Annotated in this window: 21 protein-coding genes; 8 read left to right on the plus strand and 13 right to left on the minus strand. The window is 40.5% G+C overall.

The window, feature by feature from the left end:
- Window positions 1-153: 153 nt before the first annotated feature.
- Both ACIQVU_RS00865 and ACIQVU_RS00870 read right to left on the minus strand, forming a co-directional pair.
- On the minus strand, window positions 154-1,653 hold the full coding sequence (locus ACIQVU_RS00865; RefSeq protein WP_340806091.1) for a hypothetical protein: 1,500 nt from the start codon (window positions 1,651-1,653) through the stop codon (window positions 154-156).
- Window positions 1,654-1,667: 14 nt separating this feature from the next.
- A complete protein-coding gene (locus tag ACIQVU_RS00870) occupies window positions 1,668-2,477 on the minus strand; it encodes a cupredoxin domain-containing protein (RefSeq protein WP_402893260.1) in 810 nt (269 codons plus the stop codon).
- 351 nt (window positions 2,478-2,828) lie between these two features.
- On the opposite strand from ACIQVU_RS00870, the gene crcB (ACIQVU_RS00875) reads away from it, so the two are divergent.
- Genes crcB (ACIQVU_RS00875) through ACIQVU_RS00885 form a run of 3 tightly spaced genes read left to right on the plus strand, consistent with a single transcriptional unit; the run spans window position 2,829 to window position 3,880 of the window.
- Window positions 2,829-3,191, plus strand: coding sequence for a fluoride efflux transporter CrcB (gene crcB / locus ACIQVU_RS00875; protein ID WP_402893263.1), 363 nt, complete (start codon window positions 2,829-2,831; stop codon window positions 3,189-3,191).
- A complete protein-coding gene (gene crcB / locus ACIQVU_RS00880) occupies window positions 3,188-3,517 on the plus strand; it encodes a fluoride efflux transporter CrcB (protein WP_340806094.1) in 330 nt (109 codons plus the stop codon). The genes crcB (ACIQVU_RS00875) and crcB (ACIQVU_RS00880) overlap by 4 nt, the downstream gene beginning before the upstream one ends.
- 21 nt (window positions 3,518-3,538) lie before the next feature.
- Complete coding sequence (locus ACIQVU_RS00885; protein ID WP_340806095.1) at window positions 3,539-3,880, plus strand: hypothetical protein; 342 nt, start codon at window positions 3,539-3,541, stop codon at window positions 3,878-3,880.
- A gap of 15 nt (window positions 3,881-3,895) precedes the next feature.
- On the opposite strand, the gene ACIQVU_RS00890 is transcribed toward ACIQVU_RS00885, so the two are convergent.
- The 3 genes from ACIQVU_RS00890 to ACIQVU_RS00900 all read right to left on the minus strand — a co-directional run bounded on the left by ACIQVU_RS00890 (window position 3,896) and on the right by ACIQVU_RS00900 (window position 6,417).
- Window positions 3,896-4,603: an SIR2 family NAD-dependent protein deacylase gene (locus ACIQVU_RS00890; protein ID WP_340806096.1), complete on the minus strand. Its 708-nt coding sequence runs from the start codon at window positions 4,601-4,603 to the stop codon at window positions 3,896-3,898.
- A gap of 58 nt (window positions 4,604-4,661) precedes the next feature.
- Window positions 4,662-5,261, minus strand: a complete 600-nt coding sequence (locus ACIQVU_RS00895; RefSeq protein WP_340806097.1) for a trimeric intracellular cation channel family protein — start codon at window positions 5,259-5,261, stop codon at window positions 4,662-4,664.
- A 241-nt stretch (window positions 5,262-5,502) separates the two neighbouring features.
- Window positions 5,503-6,417: a substrate-binding domain-containing protein gene (locus ACIQVU_RS00900; RefSeq protein ID WP_340806099.1), complete on the minus strand. Its 915-nt coding sequence runs from the start codon at window positions 6,415-6,417 to the stop codon at window positions 5,503-5,505.
- Between the two features lie 152 nt (window positions 6,418-6,569).
- On the opposite strand from ACIQVU_RS00900, the gene modA reads away from it, so the two are divergent.
- Entirely contained in the window at window positions 6,570-7,349 is a 780-nt protein-coding gene (modA, locus tag ACIQVU_RS00905; protein WP_340806100.1) for a molybdate ABC transporter substrate-binding protein, read from the plus strand.
- Complete coding sequence (gene modB / locus ACIQVU_RS00910; RefSeq protein ID WP_340806101.1) at window positions 7,350-8,006, plus strand: molybdate ABC transporter permease subunit; 657 nt, start codon at window positions 7,350-7,352, stop codon at window positions 8,004-8,006.
- Window positions 8,007-8,098: 92 nt separating this feature from the next.
- Here the strand turns inward: modB and moaD are convergent, their stop codons facing one another.
- From moaD to ACIQVU_RS00935, 5 genes are read right to left on the minus strand one after another with little or no spacing between them, the layout of a single operon-like run.
- Window positions 8,099-8,332: a molybdopterin converting factor subunit 1 gene (gene moaD, locus ACIQVU_RS00915; protein ID WP_340806103.1), complete on the minus strand. Its 234-nt coding sequence runs from the start codon at window positions 8,330-8,332 to the stop codon at window positions 8,099-8,101.
- Window position 8,333: 1 nt separating this feature from the next.
- Complete coding sequence (locus ACIQVU_RS00920; protein ID WP_340806105.1) at window positions 8,334-8,792, minus strand: molybdenum cofactor biosynthesis protein MoaE; 459 nt, start codon at window positions 8,790-8,792, stop codon at window positions 8,334-8,336.
- Window positions 8,793-9,314, minus strand: coding sequence for a molybdopterin-guanine dinucleotide biosynthesis protein B (mobB, locus tag ACIQVU_RS00925; RefSeq protein WP_402893271.1), 522 nt, complete (start codon window positions 9,312-9,314; stop codon window positions 8,793-8,795).
- Window positions 9,275-10,567 (minus strand): molybdopterin molybdotransferase MoeA, encoded by a 1,293-nt coding sequence (locus tag ACIQVU_RS00930; RefSeq protein WP_340806108.1) that lies wholly within the window; start codon window positions 10,565-10,567, stop codon window positions 9,275-9,277. Before ACIQVU_RS00930 ends, mobB begins: the two co-directional genes overlap by 40 nt.
- Window positions 10,568-10,580: 13 nt before the next feature.
- The gene (locus ACIQVU_RS00935; protein WP_340806109.1) at window positions 10,581-11,597 is read right to left on the minus strand and encodes a thiazole biosynthesis adenylyltransferase ThiF; all 1,017 of its coding nucleotides are present in this window, start codon (window positions 11,595-11,597) and stop codon (window positions 10,581-10,583) included.
- Between the two features lie 108 nt (window positions 11,598-11,705).
- Between ACIQVU_RS00935 and ACIQVU_RS00940 the strand changes: the two genes are divergently transcribed.
- From ACIQVU_RS00940 to moaC, 3 genes are read left to right on the plus strand one after another with little or no spacing between them, the layout of a single operon-like run.
- On the plus strand, window positions 11,706-12,197 hold the full coding sequence (locus ACIQVU_RS00940; protein ID WP_340806110.1) for a MogA/MoaB family molybdenum cofactor biosynthesis protein: 492 nt from the start codon (window positions 11,706-11,708) through the stop codon (window positions 12,195-12,197).
- Window positions 12,194-12,784, plus strand: a complete 591-nt coding sequence (gene mobA / locus ACIQVU_RS00945; protein WP_340806112.1) for a molybdenum cofactor guanylyltransferase — start codon at window positions 12,194-12,196, stop codon at window positions 12,782-12,784. Before ACIQVU_RS00940 ends, mobA begins: the two co-directional genes overlap by 4 nt.
- Window positions 12,777-13,259, plus strand: coding sequence for a cyclic pyranopterin monophosphate synthase MoaC (moaC, locus tag ACIQVU_RS00950; RefSeq protein WP_340806113.1), 483 nt, complete (start codon window positions 12,777-12,779; stop codon window positions 13,257-13,259). Before mobA ends, moaC begins: the two co-directional genes overlap by 8 nt.
- A gap of 80 nt (window positions 13,260-13,339) precedes the next feature.
- Here the strand turns inward: moaC and moaA are convergent, their stop codons facing one another.
- Genes moaA through ACIQVU_RS00965 form a run of 3 tightly spaced genes read right to left on the minus strand, consistent with a single transcriptional unit; the run spans window position 13,340 to window position 15,536 of the window.
- Entirely contained in the window at window positions 13,340-14,356 is a 1,017-nt protein-coding gene (gene moaA, locus ACIQVU_RS00955; RefSeq protein WP_402893277.1) for a GTP 3',8-cyclase MoaA, read from the minus strand.
- Between the two features lie 22 nt (window positions 14,357-14,378).
- A complete protein-coding gene (fdhD, locus tag ACIQVU_RS00960; protein ID WP_340806116.1) occupies window positions 14,379-15,176 on the minus strand; it encodes a formate dehydrogenase accessory sulfurtransferase FdhD in 798 nt (265 codons plus the stop codon).
- A 12-nt stretch (window positions 15,177-15,188) separates the two neighbouring features.
- Window positions 15,189-15,536 (minus strand): Na-translocating system protein MpsC family protein, encoded by a 348-nt coding sequence (locus ACIQVU_RS00965; protein WP_340806117.1) that lies wholly within the window; start codon window positions 15,534-15,536, stop codon window positions 15,189-15,191.
- Window positions 15,537-15,838 lie beyond the last annotated feature (302 nt).

Here is a 15,838-nt window from a genome sequence, read left to right on the forward strand (position 1 = left end):
GTTAGAGTATACCGCTGCTAAAATGAACATTGCCATGCCCTCCTTTCATTTTTTCGTTATAGTGTTCTTGAAGATTATCATACTATAGAAATATTTGTCAACCATCATTTTGCTATTTTAAGTAAATAATTAGCGCTTTAAAGCATGAAATCATTACTCTGTTACTTCAAAGGCTAAGCGAATCGCAGGCATTGCCGAGCCAGGGTGGTCCGTAGAATACGTTAATTGTGGAATTAACGTCATATCTGTATCCTTTTCCTGCTGCTTATAAATACCAGGGTATAAGTCGATTAAATGATAGCCAACATCACCTGTTGCAATAACATCAAACGTTAAGTCCCCTTGGCTATTAAATGCACATAAATAGCCTGTATAAGCATTATCGTATGTTAAATAATAGGCATTATCAAATTCTGTCCAGCCGCCGCCCTTAATCGTAATGGAGATTTTTGTGCCAACTGGACCTGATTTTGGCGTAAAATCAACAATGGATGGTAAAATACGCAAATAGGTTTGACCATAAACTTTACCATCTGTCACTAAATCTAATCGATGTGGAATACCACCTAAATCATCAGGTACATTAAAGTCATGCTGCAAGTGACCTTTATCATCCGTTTTTACTGTGTCGAGCACTAATGTTTCTTCTCCAAAGCCGTTTCCGCTAACACGGCTCCCCTTCATCGTATTCCAAACAAGCTCAATGTCCGTATCCTTTGGTAAGCCTGAAGCGGTTAATGTGACAGGCTCATCCACAATGCCTTCGTCCTTACTTAGCTCCACCTTGACACCTTCTGCTTGCTGAAGCTCTGGCATCTCAAGACCACCTGATGCTGCAACAGGCGCTTCTTCTACATGATTATCAATTGTTGAAGCAACACCCTCTGTTACTGTAAACATAAAGTCAGGGGCAGGCTTATCTGGATATGGCGATTGCAAATAGTTAATATATTGCATCCCTAAGTAACCTGTACGTAGACGAATTGCATGGTCACCAACAGCGCCAGCAGCACGAATTTTTGCCTCTGCTGTACCATTCGTTGAAATAGCTGTCACAAGCCCTGTATATTTATTGTCATACGTTAATTGCCAATTGCGCATATAGGTGCTCCAGCCAAGACCTTCCATTTTAATAGTAATTTCTGTACCAACAGGGCCTGAAGTAGGCTCCATCACAAAGGATGGATCAACGGTATAGCCAACTTGCCCAATCTTTTTACCATCCTGTTTAACCCATACTGTAAAATCTCCGCCAAAGCCTTCAGGTACATTGAACGTGCCTGACCATTTTCCCTCTGCATTTGCTGTGCCTTGCTGTAGCACAACTTCTTCCTCTGTGAATTTTGGCCCAATCACGGCATATAAATCTTCAATCACATATTCTCCGTTAACGGCATTCCATACGAGTTCGACTGGCTCATTTGCCTGTAAGTCCGTTACTTCAAATGCTACTTCATCTCGAACAAACCCGCGTGCTTTTGATAATGTAATATTGTTCAATAGCTTTTCTTCTGTTGCTTCCTGCTGTTCCGCATTGTTGCTAGCAGGTTTTTTATCTGTCGTTGCCTTATCCTCATCTGAGCAAGCCATTAACATGATGCTCATAAGAAACAATACAAGCATAAGCAGGGGCGTTTTACCAATATGCTTCATCTAAACCCCTCCTTTTATTCGACAACAACTAGTTTTGCTGTCATATCACCATGTCCTGTACCGCAAAATACACTACATGACATGTTATACTCACCAGCTTTTTCAGGCGTAAATTTTGTAGACCCATCCTTATCTAATTTAACATCTAAGCCATCTACAGAAACACCATGCACACCTTCTTCAGATTTTAACGAAAGCGTTACTTCCTCACCTGCTTTTACATAAAAAGTTTGCTCACCGTTTGGACCATGGAACTCAAAATTTTTCCCAATGATCTCTACGTTTTGGTTTGTTTCCACAGTAGCTAAATCTACTTCCTCTTCCTCTGTAGTTGGCTCCTCCTGTGGTGCTGCTGATACATCTTCAGACACAATCGTTAATAGCGACGGTGCAACATTAAATGGCTTAAATTCACCCTTCTGGTCTTTATACTCCGCTGTTACTGTGTAATTAATCGTACCTGTTGGTGTATCAGCTGTGACAGGATATGCGACTACCCAGAAGTTATCATCACCATGCTCACCGTATGTCATATCAAGTGTTTCACCTGTAGAAAGATGCACCTGTACCTTGGCATCCTTGACTTGTTCATTTGTGATGCCATCCACAACATTGTTACGGAAAATAATTTTATCTCCTGGTGAGAATCGACTCGCTAATACGCACCCACCTTGTTCGGATACAATATCTCCAGAAATGACAAGTGACCCTGTATCATTCTTTTCCGCTGTTTCTTTTTCCTTATCATCTCCGTTATTACTACAAGCAGCTAGCACTACAAGCAGCATCAACATAGATGCAAATACTATTAATGTTTTTTTCATAAACAAACACCCCCTACGTCATTTTGTGACACTATCATATAAGCATATATACCTACTATTATGTTGTAGAAAAAATTATTGAATGCGCTTACAAAAATGTATAGCAATATCAAAAAAATGCCTCTAAGATAGCCTCATCTTTATTGTAATCCTTCATAATTCTACTAATCAATAAAAATTGTAAAAAAATTTAGAAATTTCATTCTTTAGTCTGATATAGTATTCAATTAAATTATTTTCACTATAATTACGCTGTTATAGTGAATAAGTAATAGAGCAACAATATATTCATTCCTAACTTCCCATGATACAATCTTTATACCTGTTATGCTTTAAAGGAGCGATGAACATTTGAAATTATTTTTCACTGTTGGTCTTGGCGGATTTTTCGGCGCTATTTGCCGATATAGCCTTAGTCTTGCCATTCCAAATTTAGGCGGGTTTCCATTTGTAACACTTTGTATAAATTTACTAGGCTGTTTATGTCTAGCATGGCTTTTTACAGCATTTACAAAACGAACACCTATTGTCATAGGAATCGGCACAGGCTTTTTAGGGGCTTTTACAACGTTTTCAACATTTTCATTAGAAACGCTGTTACTGCTACAGCATCATGAGTGGCTACAAGCAATTCTATATATTACGAGCAGTGTTGTTGGTGGTCTAATTTGTGCATGGTTAGGCATGCACTTAGCAAGGAGGCTTACAGCATGATGCTTATTGGCCTTGGCGGATTTTTCGGCGCTATTACAAGATTTTATCTCGGCAAATACCTTGCACACCCATACCCTTGGGCAACTTTTTTCATTAATAGCACAGGGTCTTTTGCGCTTGGCTTGCTGTTTGCTCTTCAGCCTAGTGATATGATTTGGCAGTTGATTGGCATTGGCTTTTTAGGGGCATATACAACCTTTTCAACATTTAGCTTTGAATGCTTACAGTTGATGGAGCAAAAAAAGGAGAAGCAAGCTATGATGTATATTTGTACAACCGTTATCGTTGGTATCATTTGTGCCACACTTGGATTTCTAGTTGGATAAGAAGGAGGGGATATTTGAACAATGCCAACACCAGAGCAGCTACAAATACTCGAAGCAGAGATTACACACACATTATCTATATTAATTGATCTAGCATTCGACGAAAATTATTCAGAGATGCATCAGCATTTTGCCCCATTACTGGCAAAGATGCAGACAGCACAGCTCATTGATTACAAACTCGATGTACTAGTAGACCCTCAAGTATTCGCCACTGAAACACGTATACTGCTGTTAAGCTTAAGAGAGGCGAAAACAAGAACGCAAAAAAGGCACAAATTGCTGACACATCGTATCCTTTTAAAAATATGGCTACGGAAAAATGAACGCTATCTTCAAGAGGTTTTACCACAAATGTTTTAAGCGCCTTTTCATTTTTTAAAGGCGCTCTTGTAATTGTTGCAATATTCCCTTTATTTTTCCTGCGATGATTAAATCAAACTTAGTGGTATGCTGAGCAACGTCTAAATTAATATAGGCTGTTTTTCCTCTTGTCATCATTGGTAGCTGATTGACAGGATACACTTCAAGACTTGTGCCAATTACCAGTACAAGTTCAGCAGCTTTGATTGCCTCGATCGCTTGATGCCAGCTTGCTTGCGGTAAGCTTTCACCAAATAGCACAACATTTGGACGTAGCTGACCGCCACAATATGTACAGCCTGCCTTATTGCAAAACTGCTCGATTGAAGCGGCTTGCTGACAATGATGACAACGAATTGTACGTATTGAGCCATGCAGCTCCTCCACTCGCTGACTGCCTGCTAATTGATGAAAACCATCTACATTTTGCGTAGCAATGAAGGAAATCATGCCTCTTTTTTCCCAATCTGCTAAAATATAATGCCCTTCATGTGGTATCGCCTTGGCTAAATTCTCAATACGCATTTTATAAAATTCATGAAATAATGAATAGTGCTCTGTCAATGCTTCTGTTGTCGCAACTGTGCGAGGATCAATATTGTTCCACCAGCCCGATGCAGAGCGAAAATCAGGAATACCGCTTTCCGTTGACATGCCAGCACCTGTTAAAATGACCGTATTTGTTGAAGCCTGCAACCATTCACATAATCGTTCGATTGCCATTGTCATTCCTCCATTTCATCATAACTATTTCGACAAGAAAGTTTGTTTTCCTGTCAATTTATTTAGATTGCTTTATAGGAAATGTAAACCTCCATTGACGATTGACAGCTATCATTCGAATCAAGACAATCAACACAACAATAATGGATAATTCAAGCGGACTACTCCACCCTGCCCAAATACAAAAAGCACATAAAAAGGTCAGCACTGCATGGATTTCCTCCCTTAATGCAAGTGGTGTACGACCCGCTAATAAATCACGAATCATCCCACCACCAACTCCTGTAAACATAGAGGCAATTATAATAATGCCTAGGTCATGATTCAAGCTTTTTGCTAGCAAGCCTCCTTGTATAGCAAATGAAGCAAGACCGATCGAATCAAAAAAATAGCCCCAGCGATTCCAATGATGTATCCAATTTCGTCTTATCAATAAAAGAATAGTTAGTGTTATTAATACAACTAATAAAGATTGACGCTCCCATATAGCTGAAATCGGTATGTCAAGTACAACATTACGAATAATAGACCCACCATAGGATGTTGTAAGACCAAGCACAAATAGCCCAATAAAAGAATAATTAGCCTGCAATGCAACAAATGCTCCACTAATTGCGTACGCAATAATCCCAATACTATGTAATACAGTCCACGTCATCTCATTCACCTCCTTTTTATAGCCACAGCAAAAAGCCCACCATAAAATAGTTGCGCATTTTTTACGCAAGCTATTTTATGGTGGGCTAATACATAAGCAATTGTCCCTACTTATTTATCCATCTCACCATTGATTCATTGAAAATTTCATTGAAGTTAAGCAATCCGAATATTACCTAACGACCATAAAATTCCTAGTCAAATTGTAATTGATTTTGTTTTTAAACTCAATATAAATTTTATTATAGCGTTTCATAAATAACCTGTCCCATTTGAGTGATATCATAATCGCCCAATGCAGCCACCTCTGCTTGGAAATCTGCTGCTGTTAAAATTTCCTTGATCATGCGAATCAATAATTCATTTTCAGCCGTTTTAAAAAGCACAATATCATAGCGCTCCTGGATAATAGGAATAAAATCAACATTCATTAGCTTGGCTATTTTTTCAATGCCTATGCCAATATCCGCATGACCATTTGCTACAGTAGAGGCTACATCTATATGGCTCATGCCTTCATTGTCATAGCCTTTAATGGTCGATGGTGCTATCTGCTGGATGCGCAGTTGTTCGTCTAATAATGTCCGTGTACCTGAGCCTTTTTCACGATTTATTAGCCGAAATGACTTCGTTTTAAAATCTTCAAAGGAATGGATATGCAATGGGTTGCCTTTTTGCACATAAAAACCTGCTTTACGTGTGATCACATTTATCACGATAAAGGCATGGCTAACAAAAATTTTTTTTAGATAAGGTATATTGTAATCATTTGAGTCACCATCATACATATGTAAGCTCGCAATATCACAGTCACCATTGTACATCGCCATCACACCATTTAAGCTACCTTCATGTGAACGCAGCACCTTCATCGATTGCCGCTTTTCAATATATTTGGCTAATAAATCTAACACGAAGTCCTGTCCACTAATAATAATTTTTTGCTTATTTTGAGAAGGGCTGGCTACTGCTGGCGGTGTAGTGCCTGTTTTGCGCTTTTGGATATAGCTTTGCAAATCTGCACGATCTACTCGCATTTGGCGACCAACACGAAAAACAGGCAAATCCCCCTTTTTCACCAAATCATAAATCGTTAATTTTGACACCTTTAATAATTGTGCAACCTCTTCAATTGTATAGGATTGTTCTTGTGTCATTCAAAAATTCTCCTTCTATAGACTTCTACTATCTATCGTAACGTATTTATCATGCTATGAACATCTGGAAATTTTATATTTCATTTTTATTTATAACTGATTATAATTAGTTATGTCTTGTTATAGCGAGTTATAAAAGGAGCTTTATTGACATGAAAAATTTTTATCATTTCTTTACAACATTATTACTGCTTACGTGTATTGTAGCCGGTTGTAGTCATCAAGAGCAAGATACGCAAGCAGAGAACTCTATTGAATTAACAGTTTCTGCAGCCGCTAGCTTACAGGATGCTTTAGAAGAGCTACAAACAACATATGAAAAAGAGCATAATGCCATTAAAATTCTCTATAATTTTGGCGGTTCAGGTGCATTGCAGCAGCAGATTTTACAGGGAGCTCCTGCTGATTTATTTTTTTCAGCAGCAGAGGATAAATTTGATGCACTTGTCGACAAGGACATAGCTGCTGGTACAGACCTTTTAGCAAATGAACTAGTTTTAGTTGTTCCCAAAAATAGCGACAAGCAAATTCAGTCGTTTGACGATATAACAAAGGCAGGTAAAATTGCACTCGGCACACCTGAAACCGTTCCTGCCGGGCAATATGGGATGGAAACATTAAAAAATATGAACCTTTGGGAAGAAGTGGAGCCTAAAGTTGTTTATACAAAGGATGTACGCCAAGTGCTAACGTACACAGAAACAGAAAATGTGGATGCTGGCATTGTGTACAAAACAGATGCCCTTGTATCTGATAAAGTAGAAATTGTAGCAACTGCCAGTGCTACGATGCATACACCGATTGTTTATCCTGTAGGGATTATCAAGGGGAGCCCACATGCACAGCAGGCGGAGGAATTTTATCAATTTTTACAAAGTAACGAAGCGATGGCTGTCTTTCAAAAGTATGGCTTTAAAGGAGCGTCTGAATAAATGCAGACTGATTTCTGGGCTCCCGTGAAGCTATCGATTGAGATTGCCTTTGTCGCAGGTATGATTGCGATCATCGCAGGGATTTTGCTTGGCAAATGGATGGCTACTCGCCATTTTAAAGGAAGGCTACTACTTGAAACGATATTGCTACTGCCATTAGTATTGCCCCCTACAGTTGTAGGCTTTTTGCTGATTATGATATTTGGCAAAAATAGTATCTTCGGTCATCTGATTATCTGGCTTTTTCAGCAGCCTGTGATGTTTACATGGTGGGCTGCTGTTATTGCCTCCACCATTGTCGCCTTTCCATTAATGTATCAATCGGCTAAAACCGGCTTTGCCTCTGTCGATCAAGATATTGAAAATGCAGCACGTATAGATGGTGCTAATGAATGGCAGGTTTTTCTCTATATATCCGTGCCGCTTGCATTGAAGGCACTTATTTCAGGAGGCATCTTAAGCTTTACACGAGCTTTAGGCGAGTTTGGAGCAACATTAATGTTTGCTGGCAATATTCCCGGCAAAACACAAACAACGCCCCTTGCGATTTATATGGCGATTGATGCAGGCAATATGTCGCTTGCTTGGGCGTGGGTGCTATGCATGATCGGTATTTCATTTTTAATGCTCCTTAGCATTCATCTTCTAAAAATTTAAAAAGGTAGTTGGCATGTGGGCAGCCAGCTACCTTTTCTCTGCTCCGCGAGTATTGACGCCAAATTCGCGGGTATTCTCTTCATCTTATTATATTATCCTCCGCTAATGGGTGGGATAAAGGCTACTGTATCGCCTGCTTGAATACGTGTTGTATCTGTTGCAAATTCTTCATTAATGGCTGTCATCATCTGCTGTAGTGAAAGCTCAGAATAGTGCTTTTCCATCCATTCTTTTAACTGTGCAACCGTTATATCTGACAGCGCTACTGTTAATTTCGACTCGCCAACCGCTTCCTGTAAATGTGCAAATAATAGTATATGAATCATGCTAATCCTCCTTGTCAATAGATGGCTGCCCCTGAGGATAGGGGATATTTTCTAATTGATCGCCAATCCATTCACTACCATCCTCCCAAAATTCCTTTTTCCAAATCGGTACAATTTGCTTAATACGATCAATGACATATTCATTTGCCTGATAAGCCATTTTACGATGGGGAGATGACACAGCAATAACGACCGCAATATCAGAAATTGCTAAATGTCCAACGCGGTGCGTAATCGCCACCTTTGCTTCTGGCCAGCGCTCATGCACTTCTTTTGCAATCTGTTCAAACATTTTCACTGCCATGGCTGGATAGGCTTGATACTCTAAATGCAATGTTTTTTTGCCATTTGTCAGCTCTCTTACTGTGCCAATAAATAGCGTAATCGCCCCTGCATTGCGGCTAACCACCTTTTGGCGTACTGCCTCCACATCAATTGGTTTTTCTGTTATATCAAACAATCATTTTCCCCTCATTTCTGTCCATAAAAATTCCATATACTGTGCTTGGTCATCTATCGCAAAAGCTGGAATCGCTAGTGACGTATCCAATGTACACCCCTGCCAATAGAGCACACAGAGAATATTTGACACTTGTTGCAATAAGGCTTGATCCTCTGTTGTACGTAAGAGTACAACCTTTGGATACTGTTCATTTTTATAGCCCTCAACCAATATCAAATCCATTGGCAAGTCGGCATAAATCGCTACTATATCCGCAAGCTGCCAGCTATTTTGATGAATGCTTAATCGCAATGTTCCGCCGCCCTCTACTGCTGTGACGCTTGCCCCTGCCTGCTCATGGCGAAGGCTATCTTTCGTTGCTTCAATCGTGGGAATACCACCATGTCCATGATGCTTAATCGTTCCTACACGTAGCCCCTTCACTGTCACATGTGCAATTAATTGCTCCATCAATGTCGTTTTCCCGCTATTTTGATAGCCTACGATTTGGAGGATTTTTTGAGATTGTCCCATGGCCATTCACTTCCCTGTAAATCTTCTAGCAATAAAACAGCCACCTGCATGCCCTTTTCATAGCCACGTGAGCCGCCCGGTAACATAATAAAGGCATTGGCTGCTGCTAGAGAAGACACAGCGCTTGATTTATCAAAGCCAGATGGCACGGCAATAAGCTGCCCCTTCTCGTAGAAGGCACTTGCTCGCACAAAGCGTGTAAATGGATTAGGCTTAGTAAAATCTGCCCCTAGTATTGCTTGTTCTCTACGTAAATGTGGCTGTGGATTACCAAAGGCACTACGAATAATCGGACGTACAAAAAGCTCAAAGCCAACATAACACGCTGATGGATTGCCAGAAAGCCCAAATAATAATTGTCCATTGCGAGCAGCTACCGTTGTGACACTGCCTGGACGCATGGCTACTTTATTAAACAAGACATCCGCTTGAATGGCTTGATAGATGGCAGGCAAATAATCATAATCACCTACCGATACCCCACCTGTTGTTAGTAAAATATCCACTTCCTGCAATGCTTTGCTAACGATTTCAATGCATAAATCAAGGTCATCACTAAGCTTGCCAAAGTATTGCACATCCGCTCCTGCCCGCTCAATTTGGGCCATCACCATATAGGCATTACTATTACGAATTTTACCTGGTTGCAACGCTTCCTCTGGCTCTAGTAACTCACTGCCTGTGGCAATAACACCGACTATTACTTTACGGAACACAGGCACTTGCTGGTAGCCAAATGTGGCAAGTAACGCCATGACACCTGGATTGATGTATTGCCCTGCTGTTATAAGCGTTGTGCCTTGCCTTACATCTTCGCCCTTATAGGAAATATTCGTTCCTGCTGCAAAGGAACGTTTAATGGACATATAGGTTTGATGATTTTCCTCAAATGTTTGGGTTAATTCCAGCATGACAACGGCATCACAGCCCTTTGGAATAGGCGCACCTGTCATAATCCGTACCGCTTGTCGGTAGCCAACAACCTCCTCATGCACAAAGCCAGCCCCAATTTCCCCTACAACCTGAAAACGAATAGGATGCTCGGATGAAGCCTCTTGACTATCCATGGAGCGGATTGCATAGCCATCATAGGGTGAACGGTCAAAGGCTGGTACATCATGATCTGCTACCATATCCTCTGCAATAAAACGTCCATATGCCTGTGTTAGTGGCACAAGCTCTTTTTTGGCTGGAAAGGCATAATCCATCACACGTTGCACAGCCTCATCTACAGCAATCGGTTTTCTTTTTTCTACCATTTCATCCACTCCCTTAGCCTAATAAACGATAGTAAATGCTTTTCGCTTGTTGAATATCTTGAATACCATGAATCACAACTCGTCCATCCTGGAAAATCACGATGCGATAATCCGCTGTCTGACAAGCGAGTAAATATGGATTAAGCTGAATCTCCCCATATGGACGAAGCTGGGTCGCAAGCTGCTCTAGCTGATAATACATCGGTGTCGCTGGTCGAATTTGCACTGCATCACGACCGCATAATACCTCTAGCTTTGTTTGATGTTCATACGATAAATAGGGGTATGTAGGATGCTGACCACAGGATGGGCAATCATCCTGCTGTATGGTATCTACATTGATTTCATAATGCTGATTTTGCCATACATCAAATGTTAAATAGCTTTTGCGTAAGGCTTTTTGATTCCCTACTAAGAGCTTGAACACTTCTGCCACTTGATAGGCAGCTACAATTTGCACGGCTGGGCTAATAATGCCTACCGTATCACAGGTCATGCCAGTACGAGGCATCACCTTTAGCAGGCAATGTAAGCATGGTGTTTGCCCAGGCACAATTGTGTACGTTGCGCCATAGCTGCTAACACAGGAGCCATACACCCATGGAATGGTATGCTTTTGGGCAAGGTCATTCATGAGAAAGCGCACATCAAAATTATCAGTGGCGTCGACCATGACATCGACATCTGTCAACAGTGACTCTAATGACACTACACTGGCATCTATAATAGCGACATGAATATCAACCTCTGTGTTAATTTCTTGGAGTCTTTTTTTAGCTGCGATCACCTTTGGCAGCTTGTCTTGTGCATCTTGCTCTGTATATAATTGCTGCCGTTGTAAATTGCTCCATTCTACATAGTCACGATCAATAATGGTGAGCTTGCCAATGCCTGCTCGTACTAGCGCCTCTGCACTGGCACTGCCTAATGCACCAACACCAATTATTAGCACATGTTTTTGCCGAAGTATTTGTTGCCCATTCTCACCAATTGGGCGAAATAATTGTTGTCTTGAATATCTATCATCCATAAGCATTTGCCTTTCTTTACTAAATTTTCGTTTGACCTTTTGATTTATAGCATTATAATTAAAAGCAATGTTTTTGCAGCATGACACGATTTAAAGGAGGTCTTTACGATGCACCCTACACATCAGCTACCCATTCAAGCTGCCATTTTAACTGTAAGTGATACCCGTACAATGGCAGAGGATCGTAGTGGACAGCGTATTCACGCGTTACTGCAAGAGGCTTCATTTGACATTATAGACTATCAACTAACAAAGGATGAACCTGAGAGCATCCTGCACTATATCCATCAGTGGTGTGACCAGCCTAGCATTAATACCATTATCGTGACAGGCGGCACAGGGTTTACACCAAGAGATCAAACCTATGACACCATTGCCCCACTATTTCATAAAGAGATGACAGGGTTTGGCGAATTATTTCGCTTACTAAGCTATGAGGAGATTGGGCCGAAAGCGATGTTTAGCCGTGCCACAGCAGGAAGCTGTCAGCAAACTGCTATTTATCTTTTACCGGGCTCCACCAATGCCGTCACACTTGCGATGACTAAGCTAATTATTCCTACTGTGCAACATTTTGTTAGTGAGTTGCATCGCCGATGAATATTGCAGGTGTTTTATTAGCAGGCGGTCAATCCTCTCGCTATGGGCAGCCTAAAATGTTTGCAGCATTTGCTGGGCGGCCGTTATATAAATATAGTCTTACAGCATTACAGCAACAGCCATTAGACCCCATTATTATTGCGACGAATGCCCATCTTCAGCCATATTTTGCAGAGGAAAACGTCCACTGGCTCATGGATAAGCAGCCACACCAAGGGCCTCTTTTTGCCTTGCATACCATTCTAACAGCCTATCCTGAAGTGGAGTGGTTTTTTGTTGTTGCCTGTGATATGCCTTGCATGAATGCACGATTTGTTCAACAAATGCTTGGTTATATTGATGAGCAGTATGATGCGATTGTGCCTCAGCAAGGGGAACGCTACCAGCCACTAGCAGCACTATATCGTCGCACTGCACTAGCCAAAATAATGCCATTAATCCAGCAAAAGAAACGCAATATGAGGGCATTATTAGAGCAGCTTCGCGTATGCTATGTGCCGTTTGCAGAGCATGAGTCAACATTTATTAATATCAATGCGCAGCAAGATTGGGCGCAAATTATCAATAAGGAGAGCAACCATGACTAAGTTTTCACACTGGAACGAAGAAGGTCGCCCTAAAATGGTCGATATTTCAGCAAAAGAAATTACAACACGTACAGCTATTGCACGCAGTACCATTACACTATCAGATGAGGTCTATCAAGCCATCCAACAAGGTGGCATCAAAAAAGGTGACCCTACACATGTAGCACAGATTGCTGGGATTATGGGCGCTAAAAAAACAGCCGATATTATTCCAATGTGCCATCCTATTATGCTACAAGGCACAGACCTGCAATTTACCTATACAAAGGTGGAAAATGGCTATGAGCTGCATATTGAAGCAACCGTGAAATGTAGCGGAAAAACAGGTGTTGAAATGGAGGCACTAACGGCTGTATCCATTGCCGCACTAACCTTTTACGATATGTGCAAGGCCGTTGATAAAACAATGGTGATTAAAGATACCTATCTAGTGGAAAAAACAGGTGGCAAAAGCGGCACATTTCTGCATAAATAATGTGAACCTTCAAGCAGTGAGGATTTTGTATATCTCCACTGCTTGTTCATATGTGCTGATTTTTTCTCTGCTTGCACGCCTTACCCTCCAATATGCGACATTTCAATTTTTGCCTTTTGCCTGTTGGCTCTTGTTTGCTCATTGCGTTCATCTGAATAGCGGTCTGTGCGATTGCTCCATGTATCTGTAATGCATTGGCGAATCATTGCATCATCGTGTCCCGCTCTTAACAGTGCTCGTAAATCCGTGCCTGCTGTTGCAAATAGGCATGTATACAATGCTCCCTCTGCTGACAACCGTGCACGGGAGCATGTGGAGCAAAAAGAATCTGTAACAGAGGAAATCACACCAATTTCACCTTGTCCGTCTTGATATTGATAACGTGTTGCCACTTCTCCTTTGTAATTTGGAGCAATGGCTTGTAATGGTAAAAATTGCTGCACTTGCTCAAGAATTTCCTTTTTAGAAACAACATCATCAAGTCGCCAGCCATTTGAATTCCCAACATCCATATATTCAATAAAGCGTAAAATATGCTGCTTTTCTTTAAAAAATTGTGCCATTGCTACAATATCCTGATCATTTTGCTCTTTTTGAACAACCATATTAATCTTTACTTGTAAGCCCGCTTGTGCTGCCTTTTCAATGCCCTCTAATACGGTGTTAACTTTACCACGTTGACCATTCATCTCGAAAAAGCGCTCGTTATCAAGCGAATCTAAGCTAACAGAAACGCGGGATAAGCCTGCCTTTGCCAATGGCTCTGCATATTTTTTTAATAAAGTGCCATTTGTTGTAAGCGCAATATCCTCCACGCCCTCAATCTGATGAATACGTTCAATTAATGTAGGCAAATCACGGCGTAATAACGGCTCACCACCTGTAATACGTACCTTTTTCACACCTAATGATACAAAAATAGTGACTAAGCGTTCAATCTCATCAAAGCTTAATATTTTATCAGACGGTAAAAATGCGTAATCTGGACCAAATACTTCTGCAGGCATGCAATAACGACAGCGAAAATTGCAACGATCTGTCACAGATATTCTTAAATCTCTTAACGGTCGTTGGTATCGGTCTTGTAAGTCCGTCATGTAATCTCCTTCTTTCAATGGCTCATTTATTGGGTAATAAAATGCGTTGTTCATGTGTATAAATATTCAATGTGTTGTGACGAATAAAGCCTACCGTTGTAATCCCTAGCTGTTCTGCCAATTGTAAGGCTAATGCTGTTGGTGCTGATTTTGATAGCACAATTTCACAGCCAATTTTGGATACTTTCAGTAAAATCTCCGACGATATTCGCCCACTAAAAACAATAATTTTATCTTGGATGCTAATATTATGACGCAGACAATAACCATATATTTTATCTAAAGCATTATGACGGCCAATATCCATACGGCTTAACACAATGCCATTAACATCACATAATGCTGCATTATGCACACCACCCGTTTGTTTGAAAATATTGGCACCATCCTGCATCGCCTTCATTAAGCGAAAGCAATCATCAGGCGTAATTTGCACATGAATATCGTCCATTTTTTTCGCGACTAATGCATCATTTGTAAATACAAAGCCCTGTCGACTCATGCCACAGCAAGATGTAATATAGCGTTTATTTTGTGTTTGCTGATAGTAAGGATTGACATGCTTTGTGCGAATATGCACAAAGCCCTCTTGTTCTTGATGCCAAATTTCCTCAATATCCTCATAGCTACGAATCACACGCTCAGAGGCTAGATAGCCGATGACCATATCCTCCACATATTCAGGCGTGCAAACCATTGTGACAAATTCCTGCTGGTTAATTTTCACCGTTACAGCGTATTCTGACACAATAAGATCATCGATTATGTTTACTTGCTGATTGTCCACACGTAAAATTTTTCTTGTGATGGCTCGCTCCATATGGCATCCTCCTTACTCACTAATGTTCTTGTCAAAAACAAAGACAGAGATAGCAAAATCCTCTTCAATTTTAATATCTGAAAAGAGGTGGAGTAATTTACTACCCATTAATTCCTCCATCCCTTCAGGCGGTGATTGTGTATATAAATCCTGAATCATACTTGTACGAGCAGTACGCACCATTTGTAGCCCTTCAGGTGTACTTGCAATAAATTTTTCTGTTGGTGTGAGATTCCCATATAAAGTGGACACAGCCATATTGTCCACAAAAACGGTATGAATGCGCTCTGGCCCCTTACCAAATATTTCTTTACGTAACTTTCGAATGATATCGTTAAATTCATGTACCTTTTTAGACATGGCAATGCTTCCTCCATCGTTCTAAGACTTTTGGATGCCGTTTCTATCAGGGTCACCCTTACAGTTTGTTAATGATATAGTAACTTGCCAAAAAATAAAAGGGAAAATATTTTTAGGTCATCCATATTGTTCATTTAACGAAAAAGGACTATAATGGTGAGGAACAGTCATGGAATTGAGCTATTTGAATGGTTGAATTCTATTGTTACACAACGTAAAAAAGTAGATTGAATTTTTAGCAAGACCTGTTAAGAATTTTATCCACCATGAAGCATAAACATGTCCAAGACGTGTTTTTTCAT

Origin of the sequence: Lysinibacillus sp. NPDC098008 (genome assembly GCF_044760715.1) — a bacterium.
Classification (GTDB): Bacteria; Bacillota; Bacilli; order Bacillales_A; family Planococcaceae; genus Lysinibacillus.